The sequence below is a fragment of the Aliamphritea ceti genome (assembly GCF_024347215.1).
GTDB lineage: Bacteria > Pseudomonadota > Gammaproteobacteria > Pseudomonadales > Balneatricaceae > Amphritea > Amphritea ceti.
In genome coordinates, this window is record NZ_AP025282.1 from 468,001 (window position 1) to 492,577 (window position 24,577).

At 47.9% G+C, this 24,577-nt stretch carries 18 protein-coding genes; 11 read left to right on the plus strand and 7 right to left on the minus strand.

Features of this window, described 5'->3' with window-relative positions; all coding sequences use genetic code 11:
• Nucleotide 1: 1 nt before the first annotated feature.
• The 4 genes from argA to OCU49_RS02065 form a co-directional block, all read right to left on the minus strand.
• Complete coding sequence (gene argA, locus OCU49_RS02050; RefSeq protein ID WP_376787900.1) at nucleotides 2–1,339, minus strand: amino-acid N-acetyltransferase; 1,338 nt, start codon at nucleotides 1,337–1,339, stop codon at nucleotides 2–4.
• A gap of 70 nt (nucleotides 1,340–1,409) precedes the next feature.
• Nucleotides 1,410–2,558 carry an acetylornithine deacetylase gene (argE, locus tag OCU49_RS02055; RefSeq protein WP_261843369.1) on the minus strand — a complete coding sequence of 383 codons (1,149 nt, stop codon included), beginning with the start codon at nucleotides 2,556–2,558 and terminating at the stop codon, nucleotides 1,410–1,412.
• A 136-nt stretch (nucleotides 2,559–2,694) separates the two neighbouring features.
• The gene (locus OCU49_RS02060; protein ID WP_261843370.1) at nucleotides 2,695–3,960 is read right to left on the minus strand and encodes an inorganic phosphate transporter; all 1,266 of its coding nucleotides are present in this window, start codon (nucleotides 3,958–3,960) and stop codon (nucleotides 2,695–2,697) included.
• 32 nt (nucleotides 3,961–3,992) lie between these two features.
• On the minus strand, nucleotides 3,993–4,673 hold the full coding sequence (locus OCU49_RS02065; protein ID WP_261843371.1) for a TIGR00153 family protein: 681 nt from the start codon (nucleotides 4,671–4,673) through the stop codon (nucleotides 3,993–3,995).
• Between the two features lie 400 nt (nucleotides 4,674–5,073).
• On the opposite strand from OCU49_RS02065, the gene glnE reads away from it, so the two are divergent.
• Complete coding sequence (gene glnE, locus OCU49_RS02070) at nucleotides 5,074–8,010, plus strand: bifunctional [glutamate--ammonia ligase]-adenylyl-L-tyrosine phosphorylase/[glutamate--ammonia-ligase] adenylyltransferase (RefSeq protein WP_261843372.1); 2,937 nt, start codon at nucleotides 5,074–5,076, stop codon at nucleotides 8,008–8,010.
• 183 nt (nucleotides 8,011–8,193) lie between these two features.
• Nucleotides 8,194–9,234 (plus strand): DUF2157 domain-containing protein, encoded by a 1,041-nt coding sequence (locus tag OCU49_RS02075; protein ID WP_261843373.1) that lies wholly within the window; start codon nucleotides 8,194–8,196, stop codon nucleotides 9,232–9,234.
• Nucleotides 9,235–9,314: 80 nt separating this feature from the next.
• Here the strand turns inward: OCU49_RS02075 and OCU49_RS02080 are convergent, their stop codons facing one another.
• Together OCU49_RS02080 and OCU49_RS02085 are read right to left on the minus strand one after the other, a co-directional pair.
• On the minus strand, nucleotides 9,315–10,484 hold the full coding sequence (locus tag OCU49_RS02080) for a trans-sulfuration enzyme family protein (protein WP_261843374.1): 1,170 nt from the start codon (nucleotides 10,482–10,484) through the stop codon (nucleotides 9,315–9,317).
• Nucleotides 10,485–10,504: 20 nt separating this feature from the next.
• A complete protein-coding gene (locus OCU49_RS02085; RefSeq protein WP_261843375.1) occupies nucleotides 10,505–11,722 on the minus strand; it encodes an MFS transporter in 1,218 nt (405 codons plus the stop codon).
• A gap of 60 nt (nucleotides 11,723–11,782) precedes the next feature.
• Between OCU49_RS02085 and OCU49_RS02090 the strand changes: the two genes are divergently transcribed.
• The 6 genes from OCU49_RS02090 (at nucleotide 11,783) to OCU49_RS02115 (ending at nucleotide 19,221) form a co-directional block, all read left to right on the plus strand.
• Nucleotides 11,783–13,144: an aminotransferase-like domain-containing protein gene (locus OCU49_RS02090; RefSeq protein WP_261843376.1), complete on the plus strand. Its 1,362-nt coding sequence runs from the start codon at nucleotides 11,783–11,785 to the stop codon at nucleotides 13,142–13,144.
• Between the two features lie 258 nt (nucleotides 13,145–13,402).
• Entirely contained in the window at nucleotides 13,403–13,936 is a 534-nt protein-coding gene (locus tag OCU49_RS02095; protein ID WP_261843377.1) for a thioesterase family protein, read from the plus strand.
• Nucleotides 13,937–14,056: 120 nt separating this feature from the next.
• Nucleotides 14,057–15,217: an acyl-CoA dehydrogenase family protein gene (locus OCU49_RS02100; RefSeq protein WP_261843378.1), complete on the plus strand. Its 1,161-nt coding sequence runs from the start codon at nucleotides 14,057–14,059 to the stop codon at nucleotides 15,215–15,217.
• A gap of 25 nt (nucleotides 15,218–15,242) precedes the next feature.
• The gene (locus OCU49_RS02105) at nucleotides 15,243–17,315 is read left to right on the plus strand and encodes an acetate--CoA ligase family protein (RefSeq protein ID WP_261843379.1); all 2,073 of its coding nucleotides are present in this window, start codon (nucleotides 15,243–15,245) and stop codon (nucleotides 17,313–17,315) included.
• A 5-nt stretch (nucleotides 17,316–17,320) separates the two neighbouring features.
• Nucleotides 17,321–18,106, plus strand: coding sequence for a carnitinyl-CoA dehydratase (locus OCU49_RS02110; protein ID WP_261843380.1), 786 nt, complete (start codon nucleotides 17,321–17,323; stop codon nucleotides 18,104–18,106).
• A 35-nt stretch (nucleotides 18,107–18,141) separates the two neighbouring features.
• Nucleotides 18,142–19,221, plus strand: a complete 1,080-nt coding sequence (locus tag OCU49_RS02115; RefSeq protein ID WP_261843381.1) for a GlxA family transcriptional regulator — start codon at nucleotides 18,142–18,144, stop codon at nucleotides 19,219–19,221.
• A 76-nt stretch (nucleotides 19,222–19,297) separates the two neighbouring features.
• Here OCU49_RS02115 and OCU49_RS02120 read toward each other — a convergent pair whose 3' ends face one another.
• Nucleotides 19,298–20,293 (minus strand): branched-chain amino acid aminotransferase, encoded by a 996-nt coding sequence (locus OCU49_RS02120; RefSeq protein ID WP_261843382.1) that lies wholly within the window; start codon nucleotides 20,291–20,293, stop codon nucleotides 19,298–19,300.
• 460 nt (nucleotides 20,294–20,753) lie between these two features.
• On the opposite strand from OCU49_RS02120, the gene OCU49_RS02125 reads away from it, so the two are divergent.
• The 3 genes from OCU49_RS02125 to rfaC are packed head-to-tail and all read left to right on the plus strand — an operon-like array spanning nucleotide 20,754 to nucleotide 24,560.
• Nucleotides 20,754–22,523 carry a phosphoethanolamine transferase gene (locus OCU49_RS02125; RefSeq protein WP_261843383.1) on the plus strand — a complete coding sequence of 590 codons (1,770 nt, stop codon included), beginning with the start codon at nucleotides 20,754–20,756 and terminating at the stop codon, nucleotides 22,521–22,523.
• Nucleotides 22,516–23,559, plus strand: a complete 1,044-nt coding sequence (gene waaF / locus OCU49_RS02130) for a lipopolysaccharide heptosyltransferase II (RefSeq protein ID WP_261843384.1) — start codon at nucleotides 22,516–22,518, stop codon at nucleotides 23,557–23,559. The genes OCU49_RS02125 and waaF overlap by 8 nt, the downstream gene beginning before the upstream one ends.
• On the plus strand, nucleotides 23,559–24,560 hold the full coding sequence (gene rfaC, locus OCU49_RS02135; RefSeq protein WP_261843385.1) for a lipopolysaccharide heptosyltransferase RfaC: 1,002 nt from the start codon (nucleotides 23,559–23,561) through the stop codon (nucleotides 24,558–24,560). The genes waaF and rfaC overlap by 1 nt, the downstream gene beginning before the upstream one ends.
• The last annotated feature ends 17 nt before the right edge of the window (nucleotides 24,561–24,577 follow it).

A 24,577-nucleotide genomic window follows, 5' to 3' on the forward strand; every position in this document is an offset into this window, starting at 1 on the left:
TCTAGACGAGCTGTTTTGCAAATACCTTAGAGTTACGTTGGAAGTTGTATAAAGCCTGCTTTTCTCCAGGCAGGTCCTGAATATTCATCTGGACGAACCCCCGTTCCAAAAACCAGTGAGCGGTACGGGTAGTAAGTACAAATAGGCGCTCAAGTTTTTGTGCGCGAGCGGCCTGTTCAACGCCTTCTAAAAGCTTTTCGCCGCGGTTACCGCCCCGGTAGTCTGCTGCTATAGCCACGCAAGCTAACTCGCCGGTTTGTTCTTCCGAGAAAGGGTACAACGCCGCACAGCCAATGATTGCACCGTCGAGATCAATAACGGTAAAGCGGTCAATTTCTGCTTCAAGACGTTCACGGGAACGACGGACCAGCACTCCGGCTTCTTCCATTGGCTGAATCAGTTCCAGTATACCGCCAACATCTTCAATGTTTGCCGGGCGAACCTGTTCATAGGACTCTTCGATGACCATAGTGCCGGTGCCGTTTCGGCTGAACAGTTCGGTGATCAGTGCGCCATCTTCTTTGTAGCTGATCAGATGGCCCCGGGAAACACCCTGTTTACATGCCTGGGCTGCAGCAGCCAGATGACGGGAAATATCCGAAGATGTTTCGGATGGATCTGTAAGCCGCGCCCGGTACTGATTCACCAGACGCTCAGCGGTATCAGCCAACAGCTCTGAACGCAATTGGTCTTTACTGTCGGTCACGCCGTTGTCAGCGCCAAAGAGTATCAGTTTGTCTGCTTTGACGGCGATAGCTGTCTGGGTAGCGACATCTTCCACAGCCAGATTGAAAATTTCGCCGGTAGGTGAGTAGCCTAGGTGTGATAACAACACGATATGGTTGTTTTGCAGCTGGTAACGGATAGCTTCTTGATCGATACGGCGAACTTCACCGGTGTTACACAGATCCACACCTTCATAAATACCAGCAGGTTTTGCTGTGACGAAGTTACCGCCGCAGACTCGCATCTGTGCGCCGTGCATGGGAGAGTTTGCCACCCCCATGGACAACTTCGCTTCAATTTCAGCTCGTAAATAACCAACTGCTTCAATAACGCATTTTAGTACCGCAGCATCAGTAATACGCAGATCATGATGAATGCGGGTGTCTATTTGCTGTTCTTGTAAGCGTTGCTGTAATTGTGGTCGGGATCCGTGAACCAGAATCAGTTTAACTCCCAGGCTGTTAAGCAGGGCGATGTCGTGAACAATGTTCGCGAAGTTGTCATCCGCCAAAGCGTCGCCCGGCAACATCAATACAAAGGTTTTACCCCGATGTGCATTGATGTATGGGGAACTGTGGCGGAACCAGTTCAGATATTGGGTCAGGTCGTCGATCACAATGATAAATCAGTCAGTTAGCAGGTTATGTGTGTAAGGCTAAGTGTTCTGTGGATAAAAGCAAGATTCAGAGGCAATACTTGCCAATTAACTGCCGCAAAATGTCCACTGTTGGCCGAATTTGATCCATTGCCAGGTATTCATCCGGTTGGTGAGCCTGATCAATTGAGCCTGGTCCCATGATGATAGTATCCATGCCCAGCGACTGTAAAAACGGCGCTTCAGTGCCAAAAGCGACTGTTGTAGCAGAGTGGCCTGTTAGTTGTTCAGCACAGCGTACCAGTTCAGATTGTTTGTCGTTCTGAAAGGGTAATATTTCAGGAAACAGGCGATGGTTATTGATGCTGACACCAAAGCGTTCAGCGACCGGCTGCAGGCGCAGATCAATTGCCTCGCGAAGATTGTCTATATTCATGCCCGGAAGTGGCCGCAGATCGTATTCAAGATCACAGCTACCGCAAATACGGTTTGGATTATCACCACCATGTATACAGCCCAGATTTAGCGTTGGAACTGTGACCTGAAAAGCGCTGTTCTGATAATTCTGCTGCAGTTCCTGGCGAAAGCTAATGAGCTCACCCAGTACGGAATGCATTGCTTCTAATGCATTATTACCCAGGCTGGGATCCGAAGAATGACCCGCTTTACCTGTGATTTTAATACCTTCCATCATCATGCCTTTATGCATGTGAATCGGCTTTAGCCCTGTAGGTTCGCCTATGACAGCGTAGCGTGCTTTTGGATAACCGGCTTCAGCCAGTGCCCGGGCACCGTCCATTGAGCTTTCTTCATCAGCGGTGGCTAAAATGATCAGAGGCTGCTGTAAAGGTGTGTCAGCATAGGCTTTGGCCGCTTCAATAGCGATAGCAATAAAGCCTTTCATGTCACAGCTACCGAGACCGTAGAAACGGTTGTCTTTTTCAGTCAGTTTGAAAGGATCTGAATTCCAGTGTTCTGCGTTGTAAGGCACGGTATCAGTATGGCCTGACAGAACCAGTCCGCCCGGGCCGCTGCCCAGTGTCGCGATCAGGTTTGCCTTACCTTCATGATTTGCCAGCGGCATGATTTCAGTGCTGAAACCAAGCTCACTGAGCCAAGCTTCAAGCTTGTGAATCACCCCAAGGTTGCTTTGATCAAGATGCGGCGCGGTACAGCTGACGGAGGGTGTGCCAATTAACTCGGTGAGCATAGTAAGCAGTGATGGCACAGTGGACATAGCAACTCCGTCGCAGAGGAAATAAGAACCAGTATTGTGCAGGCTTTAAGGCGGAGCGTCCAGATGAGAGGATTGGATAGCTAAAAACGAAAAAAGCCGGCATACGCCGGCTTTTTAGATCAATCTGTAATATTTCTTAGCTGAACATACCTTTCAGCATGAAGAAGAACATAATCGCCAGACCCGCACCTGCCGGCAGTGTTACTACCCAGGATGCGAAGATAGTACCGATAACCCGTAAATTCAGTGCTGACAGACCACGCGCCAGGCCTACACCCAGTACTGCACCTACTAATGTGTGGGTAGTGGAAATTGGCAAGCCAGTGCCTGATGCGAATACAACGGTAGTTGCTGCTGCCAGAGTGGCTGCGAAGCCGCGGCTTGGCGTCAGTTCGGTAATATTGTTACCAACAGTTGCGATAACTTTATGGCCGTACATAACCAGACCGGCAACGATACCGCCGCCACCTAATAGCAGGATCCATACAGGCATTGCTGTTTTCTGTGCCACTTCACCGGCAGAGGAAACAACACCTACTACTGCAGCCAGAGGACCTACCGCGTTAGCAACGTCGTTAGAACCGTGGGCGAATGCCATTGCGCAGGCAGTGAACATCATCAGTACGCCAAACACTTTTTCAACGCTGGCAAAGTGATATTCTTTGTCGTCTTCTTTGTTGGCTTTGATCTTCTTCAGCATAGTGATGCCGAGTAGCATAGTAACAGCGGCTACGCCGGTTGAAATAAGGGCGCTAGTGCCGAAACTCAGGTCCAGACCAATGTGTTTCAGGCCTTTGGTGAATGTCACCATAGAGATCATGAAACCCACCAGGAAGATGTAATAAGGCACGTACTTCTTGGCGTTTTTAAATGGCTCTTCTGTATCCAGTATCAGCCTTTGTACGCTGCGGAACAGGAAGAAGGCTATTAACCCTGCGGTGACGGGTGAGACAACCCAGCTGGCAACGATTTTGCCTACTTTGCCCCAGTTAACCGCATCTACGCCTACACCTACTGCGGCGAAGCCAACAATGGCACCAACAATGGTGTGAGTAGTTGATACAGGCCAGCCAAAGGCTGTTGCAACTAATAGCCAGATACCGGCGGCTAACAAGGCCGATAACATGCCGTACACCAGCAGCTCTGGTGTTCCGGAGAGCATTGCCGGATCAATGATGCCTTTACGGATGGTTGCAGTTACTGCGCCACCTGCCAGGTAAGCACCGGCAAATTCGAAAACGATAGCGATCATGATCGCCTGTTTCAGAGTAAGTGCCTTGGAACCTACAGAGGTACCCATAGCGTTGGCTACGTCGTTCGCACCGACGCCCCAGGCCATAAAGAAGCCAAAAATACATGCCATGATGACAAGGATGTCACCGTATTCTGCGATAATGGTCATGGAAATTTCCTATCGGGAAAAAAGAGAAAACGTTACTTGGCCAGTAGCAGCTGTAAACGGCTGCCTACCTGTTGAGCTTTGTCTGCCAGATCACCTACCAGATTAATAATCTGATACATGAACATGGCATCAATTGGGTGCAGTTCTTTTTCTACCGTGAATAAAGCCGAGCGGGCCTGACGTTCCATTTCGTCTGCATTGTGTTCGAGATCATCGATCTCGTGGATCATCTGTTCCACTACGTCCACTTCATGACCGCTGAAACCAGAAGTCACCAGTTCATCCAGTCCGTTCAGCGCTTTTAGCGCCTGAGCAGAAGTTTTTAGAGATACTGCCAGATAATCTTTCATGATTGGCTGAATCGCTTCAGGAATGCTCATCTGACGTCCCAACATCAGACCTGCGATATCTTTTGCACGGTTGGCAATTTTATCTTGCATGCGCAACAGGTCCAGCAGATCAGTACGGGGTACTGGCAGGAACAGGCCGCGAGGCAATTGCTGACGAACATCCTTTTTCAGGGTATCGGCTTCATTTTCCAGACGCGCGATATTTTGCTGCAGGCGTTCAGCTTCTTTCCAGTCGTTGGCCATTACAGCATCAAAGAATGGAATCAGTTCAATGGCACAGGCATGCGCTTTGGCAATGTGTTCCTGCATCGGCTTGAATGGGGAGCTGGCAAACAGCTGAAAAATCGAGTTGTTAGTAACCATAATAGGGCTCTTTTTTATTCTCGCTCAGGGCAAAATTGGCGCGAGTATACGCGGCCTTTTAGTAGCTTTGTAGTAAAAATGACACGAAATAGTCACATCTGAGAAGGCTGAAACTGACAATTTTCAAAGGCGGTGATGTAAGTCTATGAATCTAATGATTTTTATTAGATTTTCTTAAAATGTCTATAAGGCAAAAAAAATTGTTATTCAGAAAGTTCCCGGGTTTATATGAGTATTTTTAACAGAACTGCCTGAGTATCAGTGACTTAACTCAGTAAGAGTGATGACAGAGTTAGTCAGATGCGTGGATATCAGGTAAATTGGCTCTGACCGACCGCAATACAAAAGCTGCTGTGCGACTTCATTGGTTGTACAGGAGGTTCTACAAGAGTGACGGAACATGCCTACACCGAAAATTGATACTTTACCTACCAGTCTTCAGGAGTTTGTACAGCAACGCTGGCAGCAACTGGAGGAACGCTGTTCACTGGAATTACTGGATACTGCTCAGGTTGCGGATCTGGTCACAGTGATTGTTGGTAGTGATTATGTGGTCGATCAGTTTTCCCGTCATTCTGATGTATTTACCGAGTTGCTTAGTAGCGGTGACCTTTACCGCAGATTTTCGCTGGATGATTATCAGCAGCAACTGAGCGCACGGCTTGAGCCTGTTGACACTGAAGAGCAGCTGCATAGCGTGTTACGTAAATTCCGTCAGCGGCAAATGATCCGCATTATCTGGCGGGATTTGACCCGCAGTGCCGATATGCGTGAAACCACCGGAGATTTATCCGATCTTGCAGATACCTGTATTGATTTAGCACTGGGATGGTTGCATGAAGAATGCTGTCGTCGCTGGGGAACACCATACTGTTATGCCAGTGAAGGACAGGCCGCTGAACCTCAGCAGCTGATTGTACTGGGGATGGGCAAGTTGGGCGCGCATGAGCTGAATCTGTCTTCCGATATCGATCTGATCTTTGCCTATCCGGAAAAAGGTGAAACCCGGGATGGGCGTCGTTGCCTGGCGAATCAGGATTTTTTCAGTCGTTTGGGTCAGAAGCTTATTCAGGCGCTGGATAATATTACCGCTGACGGTTTTGTGTTCCGTACCGATATGCGTTTGCGGCCTTATGGCGCAAGTGGTCCGCTGGTATGCAGTTTTGCCGCGATGGAAGAATACTATCAGGATCAGGGGCGGGACTGGGAACGTTATGCCATGATCAAAGCTCGAGTAGTGGGTGGCGATAAGATAAAAGGGGCGGAATTACAGGATATTCTGAGACCGTTCGTCTATCGCAAATATATCGACTTCAGTGCTTTTGAATCCCTGCGTAGTATGAAGGAAATGATCAACCGTGAAGTACGACGTAAAGGTCTGAGCGGTAATGTGAAGTTAGGTGCCGGTGGCATTCGGGAAGTAGAGTTTGTTGCCCAGGCATTTCAGCTGATCAGGGGAGGGCGTGATCCACGCTTACAGCAACGTGAGTTACTGAATATTCTGCCATTGTTACCTGAGTCTGTTGGTATGCCGCAGCAGGCAGTTACAGAACTAACGGATGCCTACATCTTTTTGCGTAATGCTGAACACTGCATACAGGCCGTGGCCGATAAGCAGACACAGGAACTGCCACAGGATGACGCGGGTCAGCAGCGTCTGGCCTGTAGCATGGGATGCACAGACTGGGCTGACTTCTTAGCTTTGTTGGATGTGCACCGCGACCGTGTAACAGAACACTTTGGCCATGTGATAGCGCCGGCGGAAGAAGAGGGCGACGAGGATCATAATCAGGATAAAGAATGGTTGCTCCTCTGGCAGGCGGAAGATGAAGAAGATGGCGGCCTGAATGTATTTGTAGAACATGGTTTTGATGAGCCGGAAGTGGCTTGTAAATATTTTAATGATCTGAAGTCCAGCCGTGGTGTGCAGATGATGCAGGCAATTGCCCGTGACCGTCTTTGTGCAGTGCTGCCGCGGCTAATGCATGATGTCGCGCAGGTAGATAATGCGGCAGAAACACTGGGCCGTGTATTGCAGTTGATACGGGCAGTGCTACGCCGTTCGGCGTATCTGGTGCTGCTGGCTGAAAACCCCGGTGCACTGAAACAGTTAGTACGTTTATGTTCTGCCAGTGCCTGGTTTGCAGAAACTCTGACTAAACAGCCGGTTTTACTGGATGAGCTAATTGATCAGCGGGCGCTGTATAACCCACCGACCAAAGATGAACTGCGGGCGGAACTGCGTCAGCAGTTATTACGGATTCCTGAAGAAGATACAGAACAGCTGATGGAAGCGCTGCGATACTTTAAAAGTGCTCACGCTTTACGGGTCGCCGCGGCTGATATCACAGGTGCATTGCCATTAATGAAGGTAAGTGATTATCTGACCTGGCTGGCAGAAGCTATTCTGGAAGTTGTGCTGGATATGGCATGGCGTCTGATGACTGAAAAGCATGGTGTGCCTTTTAAAAGGGCTGGTGTGCCTTGTGATCCTGACTTTATTGTTGTTGGTTACGGCAAGATGGGCGGTATAGAGCTGTCTTATGGCTCAGATCTGGATCTGGTTTTCGTTCATGACGCTGAACTTAGCCTGTTCACGCCGGGTGATAAATCTATTGCTAACTCGGTGTTTTTTACACGTCTGGGACAGCGGATTATCCATATCCTGAATACATTCACGGCAGGGGGGCAGCTGTATGAAGTAGATATGCGCCTGCGGCCGAGCGGTAATTCCGGCTTACTGGTCAGCTCCTTACGTGCTTTTGAGGAATATCAGCAGAAAGAAGCCTGGACCTGGGAGCATCAGGCATTGGTCAGAGCGCGGGTAATAGCTGGTTCAGAAGAGCTGGGTAAGCGGTTTGAATCAGTACGTGAGCAAATAATCGGAAAACCACGTGACGTACATGAACTGGCTGATGAAGTGGTGAAAATGCGTGAGAAGATGCGTACTCATTTGGGATCTTCTGAGAAAGAAGCGGAACAGGCTTTCAATCTGAAACAGGACCGTGGTGGCATTGTCGATATTGAGTTTCTGGTGCAGTTTTCAGCACTGGCTTATTCAGCTAAACACTCTAATCTCATGGAGTTTACAGATAACATCCGTATTCTGGATGCAATGGAAGCCAGTGGAGTGATTGCGCCGGCAGAGGCTGATATTCTGCGTGAAGCCTATAAAGCTTTCCGGGCATTGGGTCATCGCCAGACCTTACAGGATAAATCCAATACCGTGAGTGATCATGATCTGGAAGACTACCGGGAAGCTGTGACTGAGCTTTGGCAACGGCAGGTGCTGAATCATGCAAGCCCTGACGTATTGGACAATAGCAGTCAGGCATAGAGTTTTTAACTGAATTCGTTGGCATTAAATAAAAACGGCGACTTAGAGGTCGCTGTTTTTATTTGTAAACCCGTATTTTACTTGGGTTGTGATGGATTTGGTTTAGTAGGTTTGATTAGTATTCAGTAGCCGGAAAGCTGTTTGTGCCACACTGTTAATACAGGTTTAAAAGGGAGATAGATTATGCCGGTATCAGCATCTGGTTTAAAAGATGCGGTTAGCAAAGGTTTGTTGCGGGAAGAGCAGTTAACACCTTTATTAAGTCATCTGCGGGACTGGGATGCGGCCCATGGCCAGCAGCCAAGGTTTGATTTTACCCACTTACTTTATTATCTGGGTGGTTTGATTGCCATTGGCGCCATGAGCCTGTTCATGAATCTGGGATGGGAAGAGTTCGGTGGCTGGGGCATTGTTGGGTTATGTGCCATCTATGCGTTGGCAGGCCTGCTGCTGACTAATCGTTTTCGGGATAAAGGTTATCTGATTCCGGCAGGTATCTGTGCCGCGTTTGTGCTTACACTGACGCCGCTGGCAGTTTATGGTTTCCAGCAAGGGATGGGCTGGTGGCCGGATGATACGGTATATCGTGAATATCATCGGCATATAAAGTTTTTATGGATTTACATGGAACTGGCTACCTTGCTTGCAGGTGCAATACTACTGTTTAGCTATCGTTTCCCATTTTTGATGATGCCGGTCGCTGTGACGTTATGGTACATGGCTATGGATCTGGCGGAGCTGGTTTTAGAAAACGGTTTTGGCTGGCAAGAACGACGCATGTTTACCTGTTGGTTTGGTCTAGGTATTACGCTGTTTGCTCTTTGGGTGGATATTCGTGCTCGACGTAGTCTGGATTATGCTTTTTGGTTGTATCTGTTTGGTGTATTAGCTTTTTGGGGTGGGTTGACCGCTCAGCATTCAGACAGTGAACTGAATAAGTTTTTGTATTTTTGTATGAGTGTTTCGCTGATTGGCTGTGGCGCAGTGCTGATGCGAAAAGTGTTTGTTGTCTTCGGCGCGATCGGTTGCTGTCTGTATCTGGGGCATCTGGCGAATGAGGTATTTAAAGACAGCTGGCTATTCCCTATAGCGCTGACCTTTATTGGTTTGGGAATCATCTATCTGGGTATTCTCTGGCAAAAGAATGAGCAGGACATTACTGTTTCTGTTCGTCGTTTTTTACCGGCCTCTATTCGAGATTTATTGGAAGCCCGTCATGGCTAAACAAGCAGCTAAGCTTGAGTCTAAATAAAAAGCCCGTGGTAGGACGGGCTTTTTATTAACAGTAAAAAGTTATTGGCTTATCAGGTTGAAATAGCTTCCAGTGCATGATCAAGCTCTGCAATCAGATCTTCTACTGCTTCGGCTCCTACGGATAAACGTAATAAACCTTCGGTGATACCCACCGCATACTTCTCTTCTACAGGCATGCCGCCGTGACTCATAGTGAAGGCGTGATTAATCATACTTTCCACACCTCCTAAAGAATCTGCCAGAACAAAATATTTTAGTCGGCCGATGACTGCTTTTGCTTCTTCAAGACCACCTTTCAGGCGAATGGCAACAACCGCACCGCCGGTTTTCATTTGTTGTTTGCAGAGTGCATGTTGCGGGTGGCTTGGCAGTCCTGGGTAAAATACCTGCTCTATCGCCGGGTGCTGCTCCAGATGTTCTGCAATAGTCTGCGCGTTGCTACTCTGGCGCTGCATTCGCAGGTCCAGTGTCTTCAGTCCGCGCAGGGCAAGGTAGCTGTCGAAGGGGCCCTGAATAGCGCCGACTGCCATAGCGATGTATTGCAGACGCTTATGCAGTTCTGGGGTTGCTGCAACGACAGCACCGCCAATCAGATCTGAATGCCCACCGACGTATTTGCTGGTGGAATGCATGACCAGATCAATGCCGAATTTTATTGGCTGCTGGTTCCAGGGAGAAGAAAACGTGTTATCTACGCAGGTAAGGATTTGATGTTGCTTGGCTAACTCAGCAACACTCTGCATGTCTACAAGTTTAAGCAGTGGATTTGTCGGGCTTTCAATCCAGATCAGGGCTGTGTTGTCCTGAATGGCTGCTTCTACGGCGGTAAGGTCGTTCAGATCGACGTAGCTGGTGGTGAATCCAGACGTTTTGCTACGGCAATCTTCTAATAAACGAAAAGTACCACCATAAACGCTGGCGGTTACTATGACATGAGCATCCCTGGGTAACAGCTCCATCACAGATGCCGTGGCTGCCATACCAGAAGCACAGGCAATGGCACCTGCGCCACCTTCCAGCTCCGCCAAACAGGACTCCAGCGCATGACGGGTTGGATTTTCGCCGCGGCTGTAACCGAACTCCTGTGGTGCGCCGATATTTTCTTTGATGAATGAACTGGCGGTGACCACCGGCGGCATAATTGCGTTGTAGGCCGGATCTTTCTGCTCTCCGGCATGGATAACCTGAGTAGCGAATTGTGCGTGTTTAGTGTCAGACATAGTACTTTCCAAGTTAATCATCAGCTGATGGCGACAGCATGTTGTTGGCGGCGTTTCAGTTTCCAGCTTATCAATAATATCAGTCCGGGTGTCAGCAATGATATTGCTAACCAGTTAGAGTTTTCCCAGCCAATCCAGACGAACAGAGCGCCGGCTGAAAAGGCCCCGGTAGCATTGAGGAAAGCAACGGCAGATTCGTTGATGCCCTGCATACGGTGAGCGTCTCCGGGTAATCGTGCTACCAGGCTACTGCCGCCGACATAAAGCATGTTCCAGCCGAGGCCGATACCAATTAAGGCAGCGAGTACACCATTATAAGTCGGTTCGTAAATAGCTATTAGCATAGATGCCAGCATCACCAGATAACCGCCGAGAATAACCGTGCTTTCACTGGTGCGGGCAATTATCCGTCCCATAAATAATGAGGGCAGGAACATGGCTATAACGTGCCACTGAATAACCTGCATAATATCGCTGAAAGGCAGCTGCAGAGCGTTCAGTTTGAGGGAGGACTGCATCATCAGCATGGCCATAATCATGTACCCGAAACCGGATGCATAGATAGCAACCAGTAATGGCAGTATGGGGATTGCATGTTTTTCCTGTGGGTCTGCAATGGCTCCAGCATATTCCTGGGCTGCTTCGGGTTGAGGCTTTTTACGTTCATTGCGTGACAGTATTGCAATGACACTGAGAAACATTGCCATCAAGATACCCAAGGCAGAGAAGCACAGGTAACTGGCGGCAAACTCCTGATCAACAATAAAACTTCGGCTGTTGCTGGCGATGGCAGGGCCTACAAAGGCTGCCAGAATGCCGCCCAGTGTAACCAGTGACAAAGCCCGTGACTTCATTGAATCATCCAGGCCTTCTGTTGCGGCAAAGCGAAAGAAAGCAAAGGTGCTCAGGCTTACCCCGAAGAGAATATGCGCCAGTAAATTGATGTTGAATGATTGCTGCAATATTGAAAAGTAACCGGCAATTCCTGCCAGAAACAGCGTACCACTGCCAAATAGAAAAATTTTTAGTCTGCCGAATCGCTGCATTAGCATTGCTAACAGGTATGAACAGGCGATGACGGTTGCGAACTGAATACCGTAAGGCAGTGTAGATAATTCGCTGCTGGGTGCCAGAGCCTTACCAACAATGGGTGAGACTGATACAGAAATGACTCCACAGGTCAGCGCGATGCCCTGGGTCAGGAAGTACAGCCATGTTTTGATCTGTCGCGGGGACATAGTCAAGCTCCGTTTATTCATTTCCCACTGGTGATAAGAAATTCTGGCATGCTATATTGCATGACACAATTTATTTATTGCATGACATACAATATGTGGTATCCGGAAAAAACTGACAGTCGTATGGGCGTTAATGAATTGGTATTTGCCATTGAAGAGGCGATTACCTGTCACGAACTCAAAGTAGGAGACAGGTTACCGCCCCAGCGAATTCTGGCATACAAGCTGGAAGTAAATCCCACAACGGTTTCCCGTGCTTATCAGAGAGCTGCTCAAAAAGGGCTGGTAGGCGGCCAGATTGGTCGTGGTACTTATGTGCTGGGAAACAGCAATGCAGCAATGTTTGCGCAGGCTATTGGTGCCAGCGATGGCCTGAAAATTAATCTGTCGATTAATAAACTGCGCTGTGACGATGTGATTCTGAAGCTGAATAAGCAGATCGAAACAGTGAATACTTTGGCAAGTACGCCGCAGTACTATGAATACATTTGTAATGATCTGGTATTGCGTTTTCAGCGTGCGGTGAGCCAGTGGCTCGAAGCCTGCCGTGAGGTGCAGTTTAGTGAGGACCAGATTCTGGCACTGCCGAGCTGTCAGTATGCTCTGCAGATGATTTTTATCCGGTTACTGAACCGTGGTGATGCCATTCTGGTCGATGAGTTTACTGCCCCGGGAATCATTACGGCTGCTAAGCAGCGAGGTCTGCGGATGTTTATCTGTAAGGGTGATGAACAGGGTATCACTCCGGAAGGGCTGGTATCAGCTGTTAAGCAGACAGGGGCCCGCATGCTGGTCACTATTCCTTCGCACCATTCTCCGCTAGGGTTTACTCAGACAGAAGCGCGTCGCCGGGCACTTGCAGGCGAAATCCGTCGTCTGGATCTGTTACTGGTTGAGGAAGATATTTATGGCATGTTTGCTACACCAGCACCGATAAGTGGCTATGTTCCGGAGCAAAGTTTGCTGGTGTCCGGTTTTAGCAAATGTCTGAGTGGAGGACACCGGGCATCATTTATTGCGTCGGCTAATCCGGTTCTGCAGAAATTGCGGGATAACATTGTAGAAACAGCCTGGCTGGTATCTGCCAGTGCGGCCAGTCATATTATTACTGCGATTGAGCATGGCTTGATAGACAAAGCAGTTCAGCACTGTCTGGCTGAACTGAAACGCCGTAACTTTCAGCTAAACAAGCGTCTGGGGCTTGATTTACCCTTATCTTCGCCACATCACTGGCTGGCAAACAGTATTCTGGATATCAGTGGCTTGAAAGCGGCAGGTGTGGATGTTGCTGCGGCCAGTCATTTTTCTGTAAATCCTTTGGAAGACCCTTTGAGTTTCTGTCGGCTCAGCGTTAATGGGGTAGATGATGAAACCTTCGAGCAGGGTCTGAATTTACTGTCGGGCTTTGTTCGGAAGTATTGATGCTGGTGGGGTTGAAATGGTTATTGTCAGACAGAGCCTTGATTAAGTTAAGACCGCCTTTTGGCGGTTTTTTTATAGGTCTTTTTCACAGGTGTAGCTGAAGAAGGTTTTGTCGTTTAAGTGCAGGTTTATGTGACATATAGGTCATGTTGACTACGTTTCTAAAAGCCAGAATGCGTATATCCGATAACAAAAATAAACCGGACGTTCAGTATTTGAGGTTAATCTTTCGACTGAATATCCATACCGGAGATACTCATGGATAATGAGATTTATCTGTCCCGCGAGTACCAGCGTTACTCAAATGGCGACACTATAGGTGCGCCGCTTCAGCTATACCGTTGTGATGTATCCCCTGACTGGGTGGATTATAACGGTCATATGAGTGAGTCTTTTTTCCTGTTTGCTTTTGGTGATGCTTCCGATGCTCTGTTCCGTTATGTGGGTATTAACGAAGCGTACCGGGCGTCAGGTAATTCTTTTTATACCGTTGAAACCCACATCAATTACTTCCTTGAAGCCTCAGAAGGTGAGCCGCTGTATTTCACCACTCAGTTACTGGGATTGGATGAAAAGCGGCTGCACTTTTTTCACAGTATGTATCACGGCGAAACCGATGCACTGTTGGCAACCACTGAACAAATGCTACTGCATGTGGATATGGAAGCCGGAAAAACAGCTCCAATTCGCCCTGAAGTTCATGATGTGCTGGTGAAAATTATGGAATGTCACCAGGACATGCCTAAGCCGGCACAGGTTGGCAGGGTGATGGAAGTCAAAGTTAAGAAGTAATCTCCTTGTTGCGGTAGCAGCAAGTTAAATATTTTCAGCGAATAGAATAATTGTCTGATCCGCCTGGCCGGAGGGATGCTGCTGTTCGCTTAACTGATAAAGAAGAGAAAAGGTGCCCTTATGGAGTTTTCCATCAGCAGCGAACAGCAGATGATCATCGATACCGTAAAAGCGTTTGTGGAACAGGAGCTGTATCCGCATGAAGCTGAAATAGAACGTACCGGTATTCTCAGTGACGAAGTGCATGAAAAGATTAAACAGGCTTCACTTGAGTGTGGTTTGTATGCGGCGAACATGCCAGAGGAGCTGGGTGGCGGTGGTCTGGATGCTGTCACTCTGACGTTACTAGAGAAAGAACTTGGCCGGGCGAGTTTTGCCCTACAGTACATCGTTGCGCGTCCGAGTAATATTTTGCTGGCCTGTGAAGGTGAGCAGCGGGAGAAGTATCTGTTACCGGCAATTAGAGGTGAAAAAGTGGACTGTCTGGCGCTGACAGAACCTGACGCTGGCTCCGATGTGCGTTCTATGAAGTGCCGGGCAGAGCGGGACGGCGATCACTTTATCATTAACGGCAGTAAGCATTTTATCAGCCATGCGGATGTGTCTGATTTCGTTATCTTGTTTGCTTCTACCGGTATCGAAGATACGCCACGGGGACCAAAGAAGAAAATTACCAGCTTCCTGGTCGATATGGGAACGCCGGGCTTCACAGTTGAGCCAGGTTATAACAGTGTGTCTCACCGGGGCTATCAGAATTGTATTCTGAACTTTGATAACTGCCGTATTCATGAATCTCAGATTCTGGGCGTGGAAGACCATGGCTTTGATGTTGCGAATGAATGGCTGGGTGGTACCCGCCTGTCGGTAGCGGCTATGTGTCTGGGACGGGCTGAGCGGGCATTGGAAATTGCCACTCAGTGGTCTGCTGAACGTAAACAGTTCGGCCAGACGATTGGTAAGTTTCAGGGCGTTTCATTCAAACTGGCAAATATGTCACTTGAGCTGAAAGCCGCTGAATTGCTGACGATGCATGCGGCCTGGAAGCTTGATCAGGGCAATATGACTGATACTGATGCTGCTATGGCCAAGTTAAAGTCCACCGAGATGCTGGGGATGGTTGCGGATGAAGCAATCCAGATTCTTGGTGGTATGGGGCTTATGGATGAGTTGCCGTTGGAGCGTATCTGGCGAGACCATCGGGTTGAACGGATCTGGGACGGTACCAGCGAAATTCAGCGCCATATTATTTCCCGTGCATTGCTGCGTCCTTTAGAAGCTTAAGGTTATTTGGCAGAGGAGGGTGTCTATGTCTGAAATCGATAAGAACCGTTTTGCCCGTTTGCTTAAGCCCCGTTCCATTGTGGTATTTGGTGGTGCGGGCGCCCGTTATGCCATTGTCGAAAGTCAGAAACTGGGCTTTGATGGTGAGATTTGGGCGGTACATCCTAAGCATTCTGAGATGGCTGGTGTTAAGTGTTATCCGAGTATCGCTGATTTACCGGGCATACCGGACGCCGCGTATGTCGCTGTGAATGCGGATGCAGCACTGGAAATTGTTGGCCAGTTGAGCGAAATCGGCTGCGGTGGTGCTGTGCTGTATGCCTCTGGATTTGCTGAAGTTGGTGAAGAAGGTGCTGAGCGTCAACGTGAACTGGTAGCACGGGCTGGCAGTATGCCGATGATTGGGCCTAACTGTTATGGTGTATTGAATTGCCTGGATAAAGCCGTTCTTTGGCCAGATCAGCACGGTAGCCAAGCTGTGGATAAAGGTGTGGCCGTCATCACGCAGAGCGGGAATATCGGTCTGAATATCACGATGCAGCGGCGTGGTTTGCCATTGGCCTTTATGTTTACCATGGGGAATCAGGCTAATGTCGGTGTTGCCGATGTGATTGATGCCTTATTGGATGACCCACGAATTACCGCGATTGGCCTGCATATAGAAGGGCTTTCCGATATCCATCATTTTGATACGGTGTGTCGGCGAGCACTGAGGCAACGTATTCCTATCGTGGCTGCTAAAAATGGCCGCAGTGAAGCTGCTGCCAAAATTGCTATGAGCCATACAAGTTCACTGACGGGCTCCGATAAGCTATTCGATGCGTTGTTTAAACGCTTGGGGATAGCCCGGGTCGATACCTTGGAAGAGCTAATCGAAACGCTAAAGTTGGTGGCGATTGCCGGGCCGCTTCAGGGTAATAAGGTTGCTTCTATGAGTTGCTCTGGCGGTGAAGCTGGTGTGATGGCTGATCTGATTGAACGGCATAACTTGCAGTTTCCGCAGATGAATGAAGCGCATCAGGTGAAAGTAAGAGAAACCTTAAGTGAATATGTAAGTGTTGAAAATCCTTTGGATTATCATACTTTCATCTGGGGTGATGTAGCGCGTAAAACAGCAACTTTCAGTGCCATGATGACTGCCGGCTACGATGCCACTATGTTATTGCTAGACTGGCCAAGCTTTGATGATGCTGATCCGGCTCCCTGGAATGCAGCCATGCAGGGGTTAATTAATGCGAGTCTGGCAACTGGCCATCAGGGCATTTTGCTGGCGTCATTGCCTGAGTGTTTACCTCAGTCTGCAATCGATACCTGTGTTGAAGCGGGTGTAGTGCCAATGATTGGTCTGGATACTTGCTTACGGGCCTTGTCAGCTGCCTATGAAATCGGTATCCGTCATCAGCAGGCTGAGCCTTTGCCGCTGTTACGCAGTGCTGTTCTTCCTGATGATACAACAGGCAGGAATATTGATGAGTACCTGGGAAAACGGGCGTTAGCTGGCTGTGGTTTGCAAGTACCTTTGGGCGAGCTTGTTGGCAATGCTGAAGAAGCCGTCACTTGTGCCGAACGTATTGGTTATCCGGTTGTAATAAAGGCGGTGAGCAATACTATCGTGCATAAAACCGAACAGGGTGCTGTAGTACTTTTTCTGCAATCAGCGGATGAGGTTCGGGCTGCAATAGACAAAATTGCACATTTGAGCGACGTATTTCTTGTTGAACAAATGCTGACCAGTAGTGTGGGTGAGTTGATCATTGGCGTCACCCGGGATCAACAGTTCGGCCCGTCACTGGTCGTTGGTTCTGGCGGTATTATGGTGGAACTGCTGAAAGACAGTGCCACCTTGTTATTACCAACCACTGAAACAGAGGTGCGTGAGGCAATAACCGAATTGAAAATGTCGCCGCTGTTAACCGGGTTTCGTGGTAAGCAGAGTGGAGATATAAATGCCTGTGTCAGTGCTGTTATGGCAGTCGCGGAATACGCCATTCAACAGCGAGATACTTTATTAGAACTGGATATAAATCCGTTACTGGTGGCTCCTGAAGGTCAGGGGGCATATGCGGCGGATGCCTACATTCGTATTTGTGAGGAATAAGTGCCATGAGTGAAGCTTTACAATTGGTGCGTAATGGCGCCATTCTTGAAATAACACTGAATCGCCCGAAAGCTAATGCTATTGATGCTCAGACCAGTGCCGCGATGGGGGAAGCATTTCTGACGTTTCGGGATGATCCTGAGTTGCGAGTTGCGATTATTACTGGCGCTGGTGAAAGATTTTTCTCAGCGGGCTGGGATCTCAAAGCAGCAGCTGAGGGTGAAGCTGCCGATGCGGATTTTGGTAAAGGTGGCTTCGCAGGCCTGACAGAGATCTTTGACCTTGATAAACCTGTTATTGCCGCGGTGAACGGTTATGCGGCGGGTGGTGGTTTTGAACTGGCGTTAGCGGCAGATATGATTGTCTGTGCGGAACATGCCATGTTCTTTTTGCCAGAAGCAGGTCTGGGCATTATTTCTGATAGCGGCGGTGTATTACGCTTACCTAAGCGTTTACCCACAGCAATTGTAAATGAAATGCTGATGACCGGACGAGCGATGGATGCTGCTGAAGCGGCTCGCTGGGGGCTAGTGAATAAGGTAGTCAGCAGTGATCAGCTTATGGAGAATGCCCGTGAGCTTGCTGAGCAGATTGTTGCCTGTGCGCCAATGTCGATTGCGGCGATAAAAGAAATTACCCGCACGACAGCTGAAATGACAGTCGAAGATGGTTATAGCTATATTCGTAGTGGTGTTTTGAAACACTATCCGGATGTGCTTCATTCTGAGGATGCACAGGAAGGACCACAGGCATTTGCTGAAAAGCGTGATCCAGTGTGGCAGGGTAAATAAGGCTTGAGTTGACGCTTTGTGAGAGGGCGCTTGGAATGACGGCAAATACTGAAAAGGTTATGCCTGCTATGGAAGCTGATGTTTCGGCAAAAAACGTTTCGGAAGCTATTGCTCCGGAGAGAATCGGTTTTCTGTTGCAGCCGCGGTTTTCGATGCTGTCGTTATTTAGTGCGCTGGAGCCATTACGGGTTGCTAATCGTTTTGGCGGTAAGCTGTTTAGTTGGCATTTCTTTTCAGTTGACGGCGAATCGATTGTTTCCAGTAGTGGTATTCCTGTTGCCGTTGAAAGTGGCATTGATCAGATAGCTAATTTTCCGGTCATGTTTGTTTGTTCCAGTTTTGAGCCTGAGGCTAGCCTGGATAAGCTTTTACTTAACTGGTTACGTCGTCTGGATCGTCAGGGGACTGTACTGGGGGGGATTGAAACTGGCTGTTACGCGCTGGCGCATGCAGGTTTACTGAATGAGCACAGAGTCGCATTACACTGGGAAGCCCGTTCAGCATTTACAGAGAGTTTTCCGCGGTTAACGACTTCAGAGCAACTCTATCAGGCAGACAGTAAGCGACTTACCTGTGCGGGAGGGATCTCTGCAATGGATATGATGTTGCATCTGATTCAGAGTCGCCATGGCGATGCTCTGACCGCGCAGGTGTGTGATGCTTTTATGCATGATGGTATGCGTCAGTCCAGCCAGTTACAGCGCATGCAAACCGTAGAACGCTTTGGTATTCGTCATGCAGATGTCGCTGAAGTTATTGAGCTGATGGAGCAGAATTTAGAAGAGCCCCTTACTGCATCTGAATTGGCGCAGTTTAGTGGTGTGCAGCTGCGTCAGTTGGAACGGCTTTTCCGTAAACATTGTCATGATACGCCGACCCGGTTTTATCTGCGGTTACGATTGGAGCGGGCCAGACAGTTACTTAAGCAAACACAGATGACCGTGGTAGAAGTAGCGGTAGCCTGTGGCTTTCGTTCACCAGAGTATTTTTCCCGGCGCTACCGTGCAGTATTTGGTATGGCGCCCAGAGAGGATCGTAAAATGGCCCCGGAATTGTCACGGATGGCATTGGGACAAAACACTTCTGTTGATGACGTTGTTAATTACGCGTTGTAACAATAATACAGGCAAAAAAAAGCGAAGCCTTACGCTTCGCTTTTTCTTTAGGCACAGCCAGTTTTAAACTTTACGTTTAAACCTTAGTTAGCCATCCGTGCTTATCTTCAGCCTGACCCCACTGAATAGCATTCAGTGCCTGACGTAGCTTAACAGTTGTTTCGCCAACACCGCCATTGCCAACTTTGAACTCCTGACCTTTATGGATCAGTGTGCCTACCGGTGTCAGTACTGCTGCCGTACCGGACAGAGCTGCTTCACAACCAGGCTTAGCTGCACGTTCCAGTAATTCGTCAACGGTAAGTTGACGCTCGGATACTTTCATACCCATATCACGGGCCAGTGTCAGGATGGAATCACGGGTAACACCGTGTAGGAAGCTTTCATCCAGTGCTTTAGTGATAACTTCATCACCGTCGATCAGCAGAAAGTTCGCCGCACCGGTTTCCTGAACGTCACCATCCGGACAGAACAAAACCTGATCAGCCTGAACTTCTTGCTTAGCGCGCATAATAGGATTCAGGGCACTGGCATAGTTACCACCACTTTTAATCATACCCATGTGTGCTGCGCAACGGGCACCGTCTTCTTCCAGTAGCAGGCGCAAAGTTGTATCGCCGCCTGAGAAATAATCACCTACTGGTGACAGCAAAATATACTGTAAAGATGTTGCTGTTGGTGCAGCAGCTTTGCCAATTGCAGGTTCAGTACCAACGTGAGTAGGACGAACATACATAGATCCTGGTGGTTCTGGTACATCACTGGCGAAGCGGGCGACGATATCCAGAATCATTTTTTCAGTCGCGGCTTCATCAATTTCAGGCATTGCCAGCAGACGGCTGCTCTGAGCAAAGCGTGCAATGTTTTTATCCATGCGGAAAATCTGAATGGAACCGTCGGCGTGACGGAAAGCCTTCAGACCTTCAAAGCAGGTGCTGGAGTAATGTAATACATGTGAGCCAGGGTGCATCTGGATGCTATCGCTGCTAACGACTTCAGCATCGCTCCAACGGTTCCCATCGAATTGAGAAATTGCCATTTCAGGCATGAATACAGTACCAAACGCGGCCATTGACTACCTCGGAAAATTAAAACGCCAAACAAGCAAAGGCGAATGCACGCGGTATGAAGAGTAAAGCCCTCAGTGAAAACTGGGTGCCTGCAAAAAAAGGATACATTTGCAGAGAATGGGCGTTGCTATATAGCCGGCTGCCGGAGAGGGCGTCGTGCAAAACCTTGATTAAATATAAAGAGCCTGATTGTAACACCGGCGCTGGAAAAGGGAATTGGCCAGCTTATAAAAAAACATGAAACCAGTTGCTGCGTCGTATGCTCTTATCATTAAGCGGAAAACACCGGAAAAAGCCGGTGAAATCGGGTTTTTCATAGTATGTCGGTGTTAACTTTTCTTACCAGCTAGTATTATTTGCGGCGCAGTCTTTAGGTTTCTGTTGGGCTGTTTATTTTTGAATGTCAGTAACAGGTTTTATCGGCGTTCAGTTTTGCGGTAACAACAGGTTTTTTTAGATTATATGTATAACTTATTTTCCAGACTTTCTGCTTTAGCTACTGCCGCCCCTAAACGGGCATTTTGTGCCATCCTGTTATTGGTGCTGGTCTTCGATCTCGTTTTTGTTCGCGACTTAAGTTGGTTACTGGAAAATTTTCAGGGTAAACGTTTTTTTGTTAACTACGGTTTAAGCAGTCTGGCGCTGTTTTTACTGGTTATTATGTTGCTGCCTCTGCGAAATACATTGAGTCGCGGCATTGTTATTGCGCTGATACTTATACCTCAGTTAGTACAACTATCGTTTTTTGCAGTGTATCGAAATTTTGTCTCCGTATTCGATTTACGGTTTGTCGCGGAAGATCCACTGCTTACTCTTATGCTTTGGGTAGACAATGCTGCGATTGTAAAACCATTGTTGCTAATCGCACTCGAATTACCCTTACTGATTATCCTTATGCGTTTACCACTACGGCCCCGCTGGTGGGCGCGGGGGATTTCTGGTGTGTTTGGTAGTCTGTTATTTCTGCTATTGGCATTTAACTGGTACGGCATTACTAAGTTCCAGTTCAGCAGCCTTGCATATATAGGTGCCTTTCCCGGGTTAATTGAGCAACAGGTATTTGCCGCTAAACTGGCTGAAAAACCCGAGTTGGATAAGCAGCAGTTGAAGCCAGATGTGCCTAATATTGTTTATGTGGTCGGTGAGTCACTGGCGCGTGATCATATGGGTGTATATGGATATGAGCGTGACACTACACCCCGGTTGCAAGCACTGGTCGATACCGGAGAGGCGATGACGTATAACAACGCTGTGAGTATCGGTACCCGAACACTGAGTTCTGTGCCTTATATGCTGACCGGACTTCAGGGCATAGATCCTTATGGTTTGGTATACAGTGTCCCGACAATTTTTAATTATGCAAAAGCGGCCGGTTATCAGACAGCACTGATTACAGCGCAGGATTTTCAGTGGCGCAATGTTGATCAGATTTTTGTCGATCAGGATATGGATTTCTTTCAGGAAGGAACTGCTTTTAGTTCTGAAATATCTGTATCGATTGGTGCGGATGATATGAAAGTGCTAAACGAAGGTATTATTCCGTATCTGCAACAGGCAAAAGCATTTGATAAGCCATATATGCTGGTTACACAGATGAATGGCAGTCACTATCCGTATAACGAACATTCACCATTATCAGCTAAGAAATTTTTACCGGAGAAAGAGCCGAACGGTCAGAATGCTTATGATAATACAGTTGTGTATACAGATATGTATCTGGCAAAGCTGGTTGAGGCTGTTCGACAAGATGATCCGGATGCCTGGGTTTTTTATTCGACAGATCATGGTCAGGGTGTTGCCGGTGACGAAACACGTTTCAATGGTGGTTATGAGTTACCGACAATCTTCAATGCTATGTTGGTATTTCCTCCGCAAAGCGCGCTAAATATACTTGCTGTAAATGCTGATCGTCCGGTAAGTCAGGCTGATATATTTGCTACGGTTCTTGGGCTGATGGGGATTAATCCAGTTACACCGTTAGATGGCATAGATTTACGTCAGCCGCTGTCGAAAGAGCGCCTGAGAGTTGTATCTGCATACATGAAGACATTACATAATGAGCCGAACGCTTTTCTGGTTTTTCCTGATATGAGTGGTATCCGTATTGATTTTGAACGAGATAATGCAGTACTTCAGGACGGCGAAACGGTAAAGCGTTTCAGTAGTTTACCGGAAAAGTATCAGGAAATTTTCAAGCGTCGTTTACATCCAGAGAACATTGGCAATGAATAGATTGCTAGTTGTTGGGCCGTCATGGGTTGGCGACATGCTAATGAGTCAGGCCTTGTATCGCCGCCTTAAAGCAGATAATCCGGACATACAGATTGATGTACTGGCGCCTGACTGGTGTCGTGCAGTTCTATCCCGTATGCCTGAAGTAAATCAGGCAATTGTGATGCCTGTTGGCCATGGCAGTTTGCAGTGGGGGATACGTAAGCAAGTAGCATCTGAACTCGCACTGGAAAAATATGACTCGGCGATAGTGCTGCCTAATTCTCTGAAGTCTGCGTTGATTCCATGGATGGCAAAAATCTCTCAAAGGCGTGGCTGGCATGGAGAGATGCGCTATGGATTACTTAATGACCGACGTAAGCTTGATAAAGATGCCTTTCCGATGATGGTGCAGCGATATGCTGCATTAGCTGAAATGCCCTGTGACAGTGCTGACTCTCTGTTACCTGTTTTATCACCTCAGTTGCATGTTGATTCAGAACATCAGCAATTACTTACTGCGGAATATGGCCTGGAGTCAGGGATGTTTGTGGCTTTCTGCCCCGGTGCTGAATTTGGCCCGGCGAAGCGTTGGCCTGATTACCACTATGCTGAACTGGCTGAGAAATTGATTGGAAAAGGATTTCAGGTTGTATTATTTGGTTCAGCAAAAGATGCGGAAGTGACGGCGCAAATATTGTCAAAGCTAAAACAGTCTGAATATGCTGACGCTGAACGGTGTGTTGATCTGGCAGGTAAAACTAGCTTGCAAGATGTCATTGATTTACTGGCAGCAAGTGCCGTGACTGTCAGTAATGATTCGGGACTGATGCATATAGCAGCAGCCGTTAATGTGCCTGTGATTGCTTTATATGGTCCAACGAGCCCTGGCTTTACGCCCCCACTTTCTGAAAAAGCAGAAGTTATTCGCCTGATTGATGGTTTCCATAAGATTCGTAAAGGCGATGCCGAACAGGGATATCATCAGAGCATGATTGATATTACGCCTGAGCTTGTATTAGAAAAGCTACAGGCGTATTTACCGGAGTTGGCCTGATGAGAGTTTTGGTGGTCAAAACTTCTTCAATGGGTGATGTAATACACACGTTACCAGCTTTAACAGATGCCATGCGGGCAATACCAGGTATTCAGTTTGACTGGGTTGTTGAAGAAGGGTTTGCTGAAATTCCAGGCTGGCATCCTGCGGTTGATCAGGTCATTCCTGTTGCTATTCGCCGTTGGCGTAAACAGTTACTGAAAACCTGGCGAAATGGTGAGTGGCAGCAATATAAAGCACGTTTACAGATACAAAAATACGATTATGTAATAGATGCTCAGGGATTATTGAAAAGTGCTTTGCTGGTTACACGGTTAGCTCGTGGGAAAAGAGTAGGGCTGGATAAAGACTCCGCCCGTGAGCCTTTGGCTAGCTGGTTTTATGATCAGTCCATTAATATATCGAAGAATATGCATGCAGTTGAGAGGACACGCAAATTATTTGCAGGAGCACTTGGATATGCGCTGCCTGAGGAAAAGGGCGAATATTGTATCCGTGATAGTTTTATCGCCGGCGAGATTGATGCTGATAAGTATTTAGTGTTTTTACACAGTACAACAAGGTTTGATAAGCACTGGCCAGAAGTTTACTGGAAGCAACTAATAGGATTGGCCACAGAAGCTGGTTGGACAATTTGCTTACCTTGGGGGAATTCTGAAGAGAAAACCCGAGCAGAACGTCTGGCGGACGGTATTGCTAGAGTAAAAGTGCTGCCAAAGCTGAATCTTAAGCAGGTGACAGCAGTATTAGCAGGTGCTGAAGCTTGCGTCTCAGTTGATACTGGTTTGTCTCACATGGCTGCAGCACTAGATCGGCCAAATATTACGCTTTTCGGCCCGACTGATCCGGGATTGGTCGGAGGGTATGGAAAGCAGCAACTGTCTCTTGAATCCAGAAACTATTCAAATGGTGACCAGACAGTTGAGCCTAAAATTTTTGCCAGTTTAACGGCCGATGTTGTTTGGCATGAGCTGCAGAATAACCTGGCTGCTAATGTTTGATTTTTTTGATAGTAACT

Excerpts from the sequence above, each read along its gene's own strand:
- argE (WP_261843369.1), bottom strand. The coding sequence starts at position 2,558 with ATGTCCACTGTGCCATCACTGCTTACTATGCTCACCGAGTTAATTGGC.
- OCU49_RS02060 (WP_261843370.1), bottom strand. The coding sequence starts at position 3,960 with ATGACCATTATCGCAGAATACGGTGACATCCTTGTCATCATGGCATGT.
- OCU49_RS02065 (WP_261843371.1), bottom strand. The coding sequence starts at position 4,673 with ATGGTTACTAACAACTCGATTTTTCAGCTGTTTGCCAGCTCCCCATTC.
- glnE (WP_261843372.1), top strand. The coding sequence starts at position 5,074 with ATGCCTACACCGAAAATTGATACTTTACCTACCAGTCTTCAGGAGTTT.
- OCU49_RS02075 (WP_261843373.1), top strand. The coding sequence starts at position 8,194 with ATGCCGGTATCAGCATCTGGTTTAAAAGATGCGGTTAGCAAAGGTTTG.
- OCU49_RS02080 (WP_261843374.1), bottom strand. The coding sequence starts at position 10,484 with ATGTCTGACACTAAACACGCACAATTCGCTACTCAGGTTATCCATGCC.
- OCU49_RS02085 (WP_261843375.1), bottom strand. The coding sequence starts at position 11,722 with ATGTCCCCGCGACAGATCAAAACATGGCTGTACTTCCTGACCCAGGGC.
- OCU49_RS02090 (WP_261843376.1), top strand. The coding sequence starts at position 11,783 with ATGACACAATTTATTTATTGCATGACATACAATATGTGGTATCCGGAA.
- OCU49_RS02095 (WP_261843377.1), top strand. The coding sequence starts at position 13,403 with ATGGATAATGAGATTTATCTGTCCCGCGAGTACCAGCGTTACTCAAAT.
- OCU49_RS02100 (WP_261843378.1), top strand. The coding sequence starts at position 14,057 with ATGGAGTTTTCCATCAGCAGCGAACAGCAGATGATCATCGATACCGTA.
- OCU49_RS02105 (WP_261843379.1), top strand. The coding sequence starts at position 15,243 with ATGTCTGAAATCGATAAGAACCGTTTTGCCCGTTTGCTTAAGCCCCGT.
- OCU49_RS02110 (WP_261843380.1), top strand. The coding sequence starts at position 17,321 with ATGAGTGAAGCTTTACAATTGGTGCGTAATGGCGCCATTCTTGAAATA.
- OCU49_RS02115 (WP_261843381.1), top strand. The coding sequence starts at position 18,142 with ATGACGGCAAATACTGAAAAGGTTATGCCTGCTATGGAAGCTGATGTT.
- OCU49_RS02120 (WP_261843382.1), bottom strand. The coding sequence starts at position 20,293 with ATGGCCGCGTTTGGTACTGTATTCATGCCTGAAATGGCAATTTCTCAA.
- OCU49_RS02125 (WP_261843383.1), top strand. The coding sequence starts at position 20,754 with ATGTATAACTTATTTTCCAGACTTTCTGCTTTAGCTACTGCCGCCCCT.
- waaF (WP_261843384.1), top strand. The coding sequence starts at position 22,516 with ATGAATAGATTGCTAGTTGTTGGGCCGTCATGGGTTGGCGACATGCTA.
- rfaC (WP_261843385.1), top strand. The coding sequence starts at position 23,559 with ATGAGAGTTTTGGTGGTCAAAACTTCTTCAATGGGTGATGTAATACAC.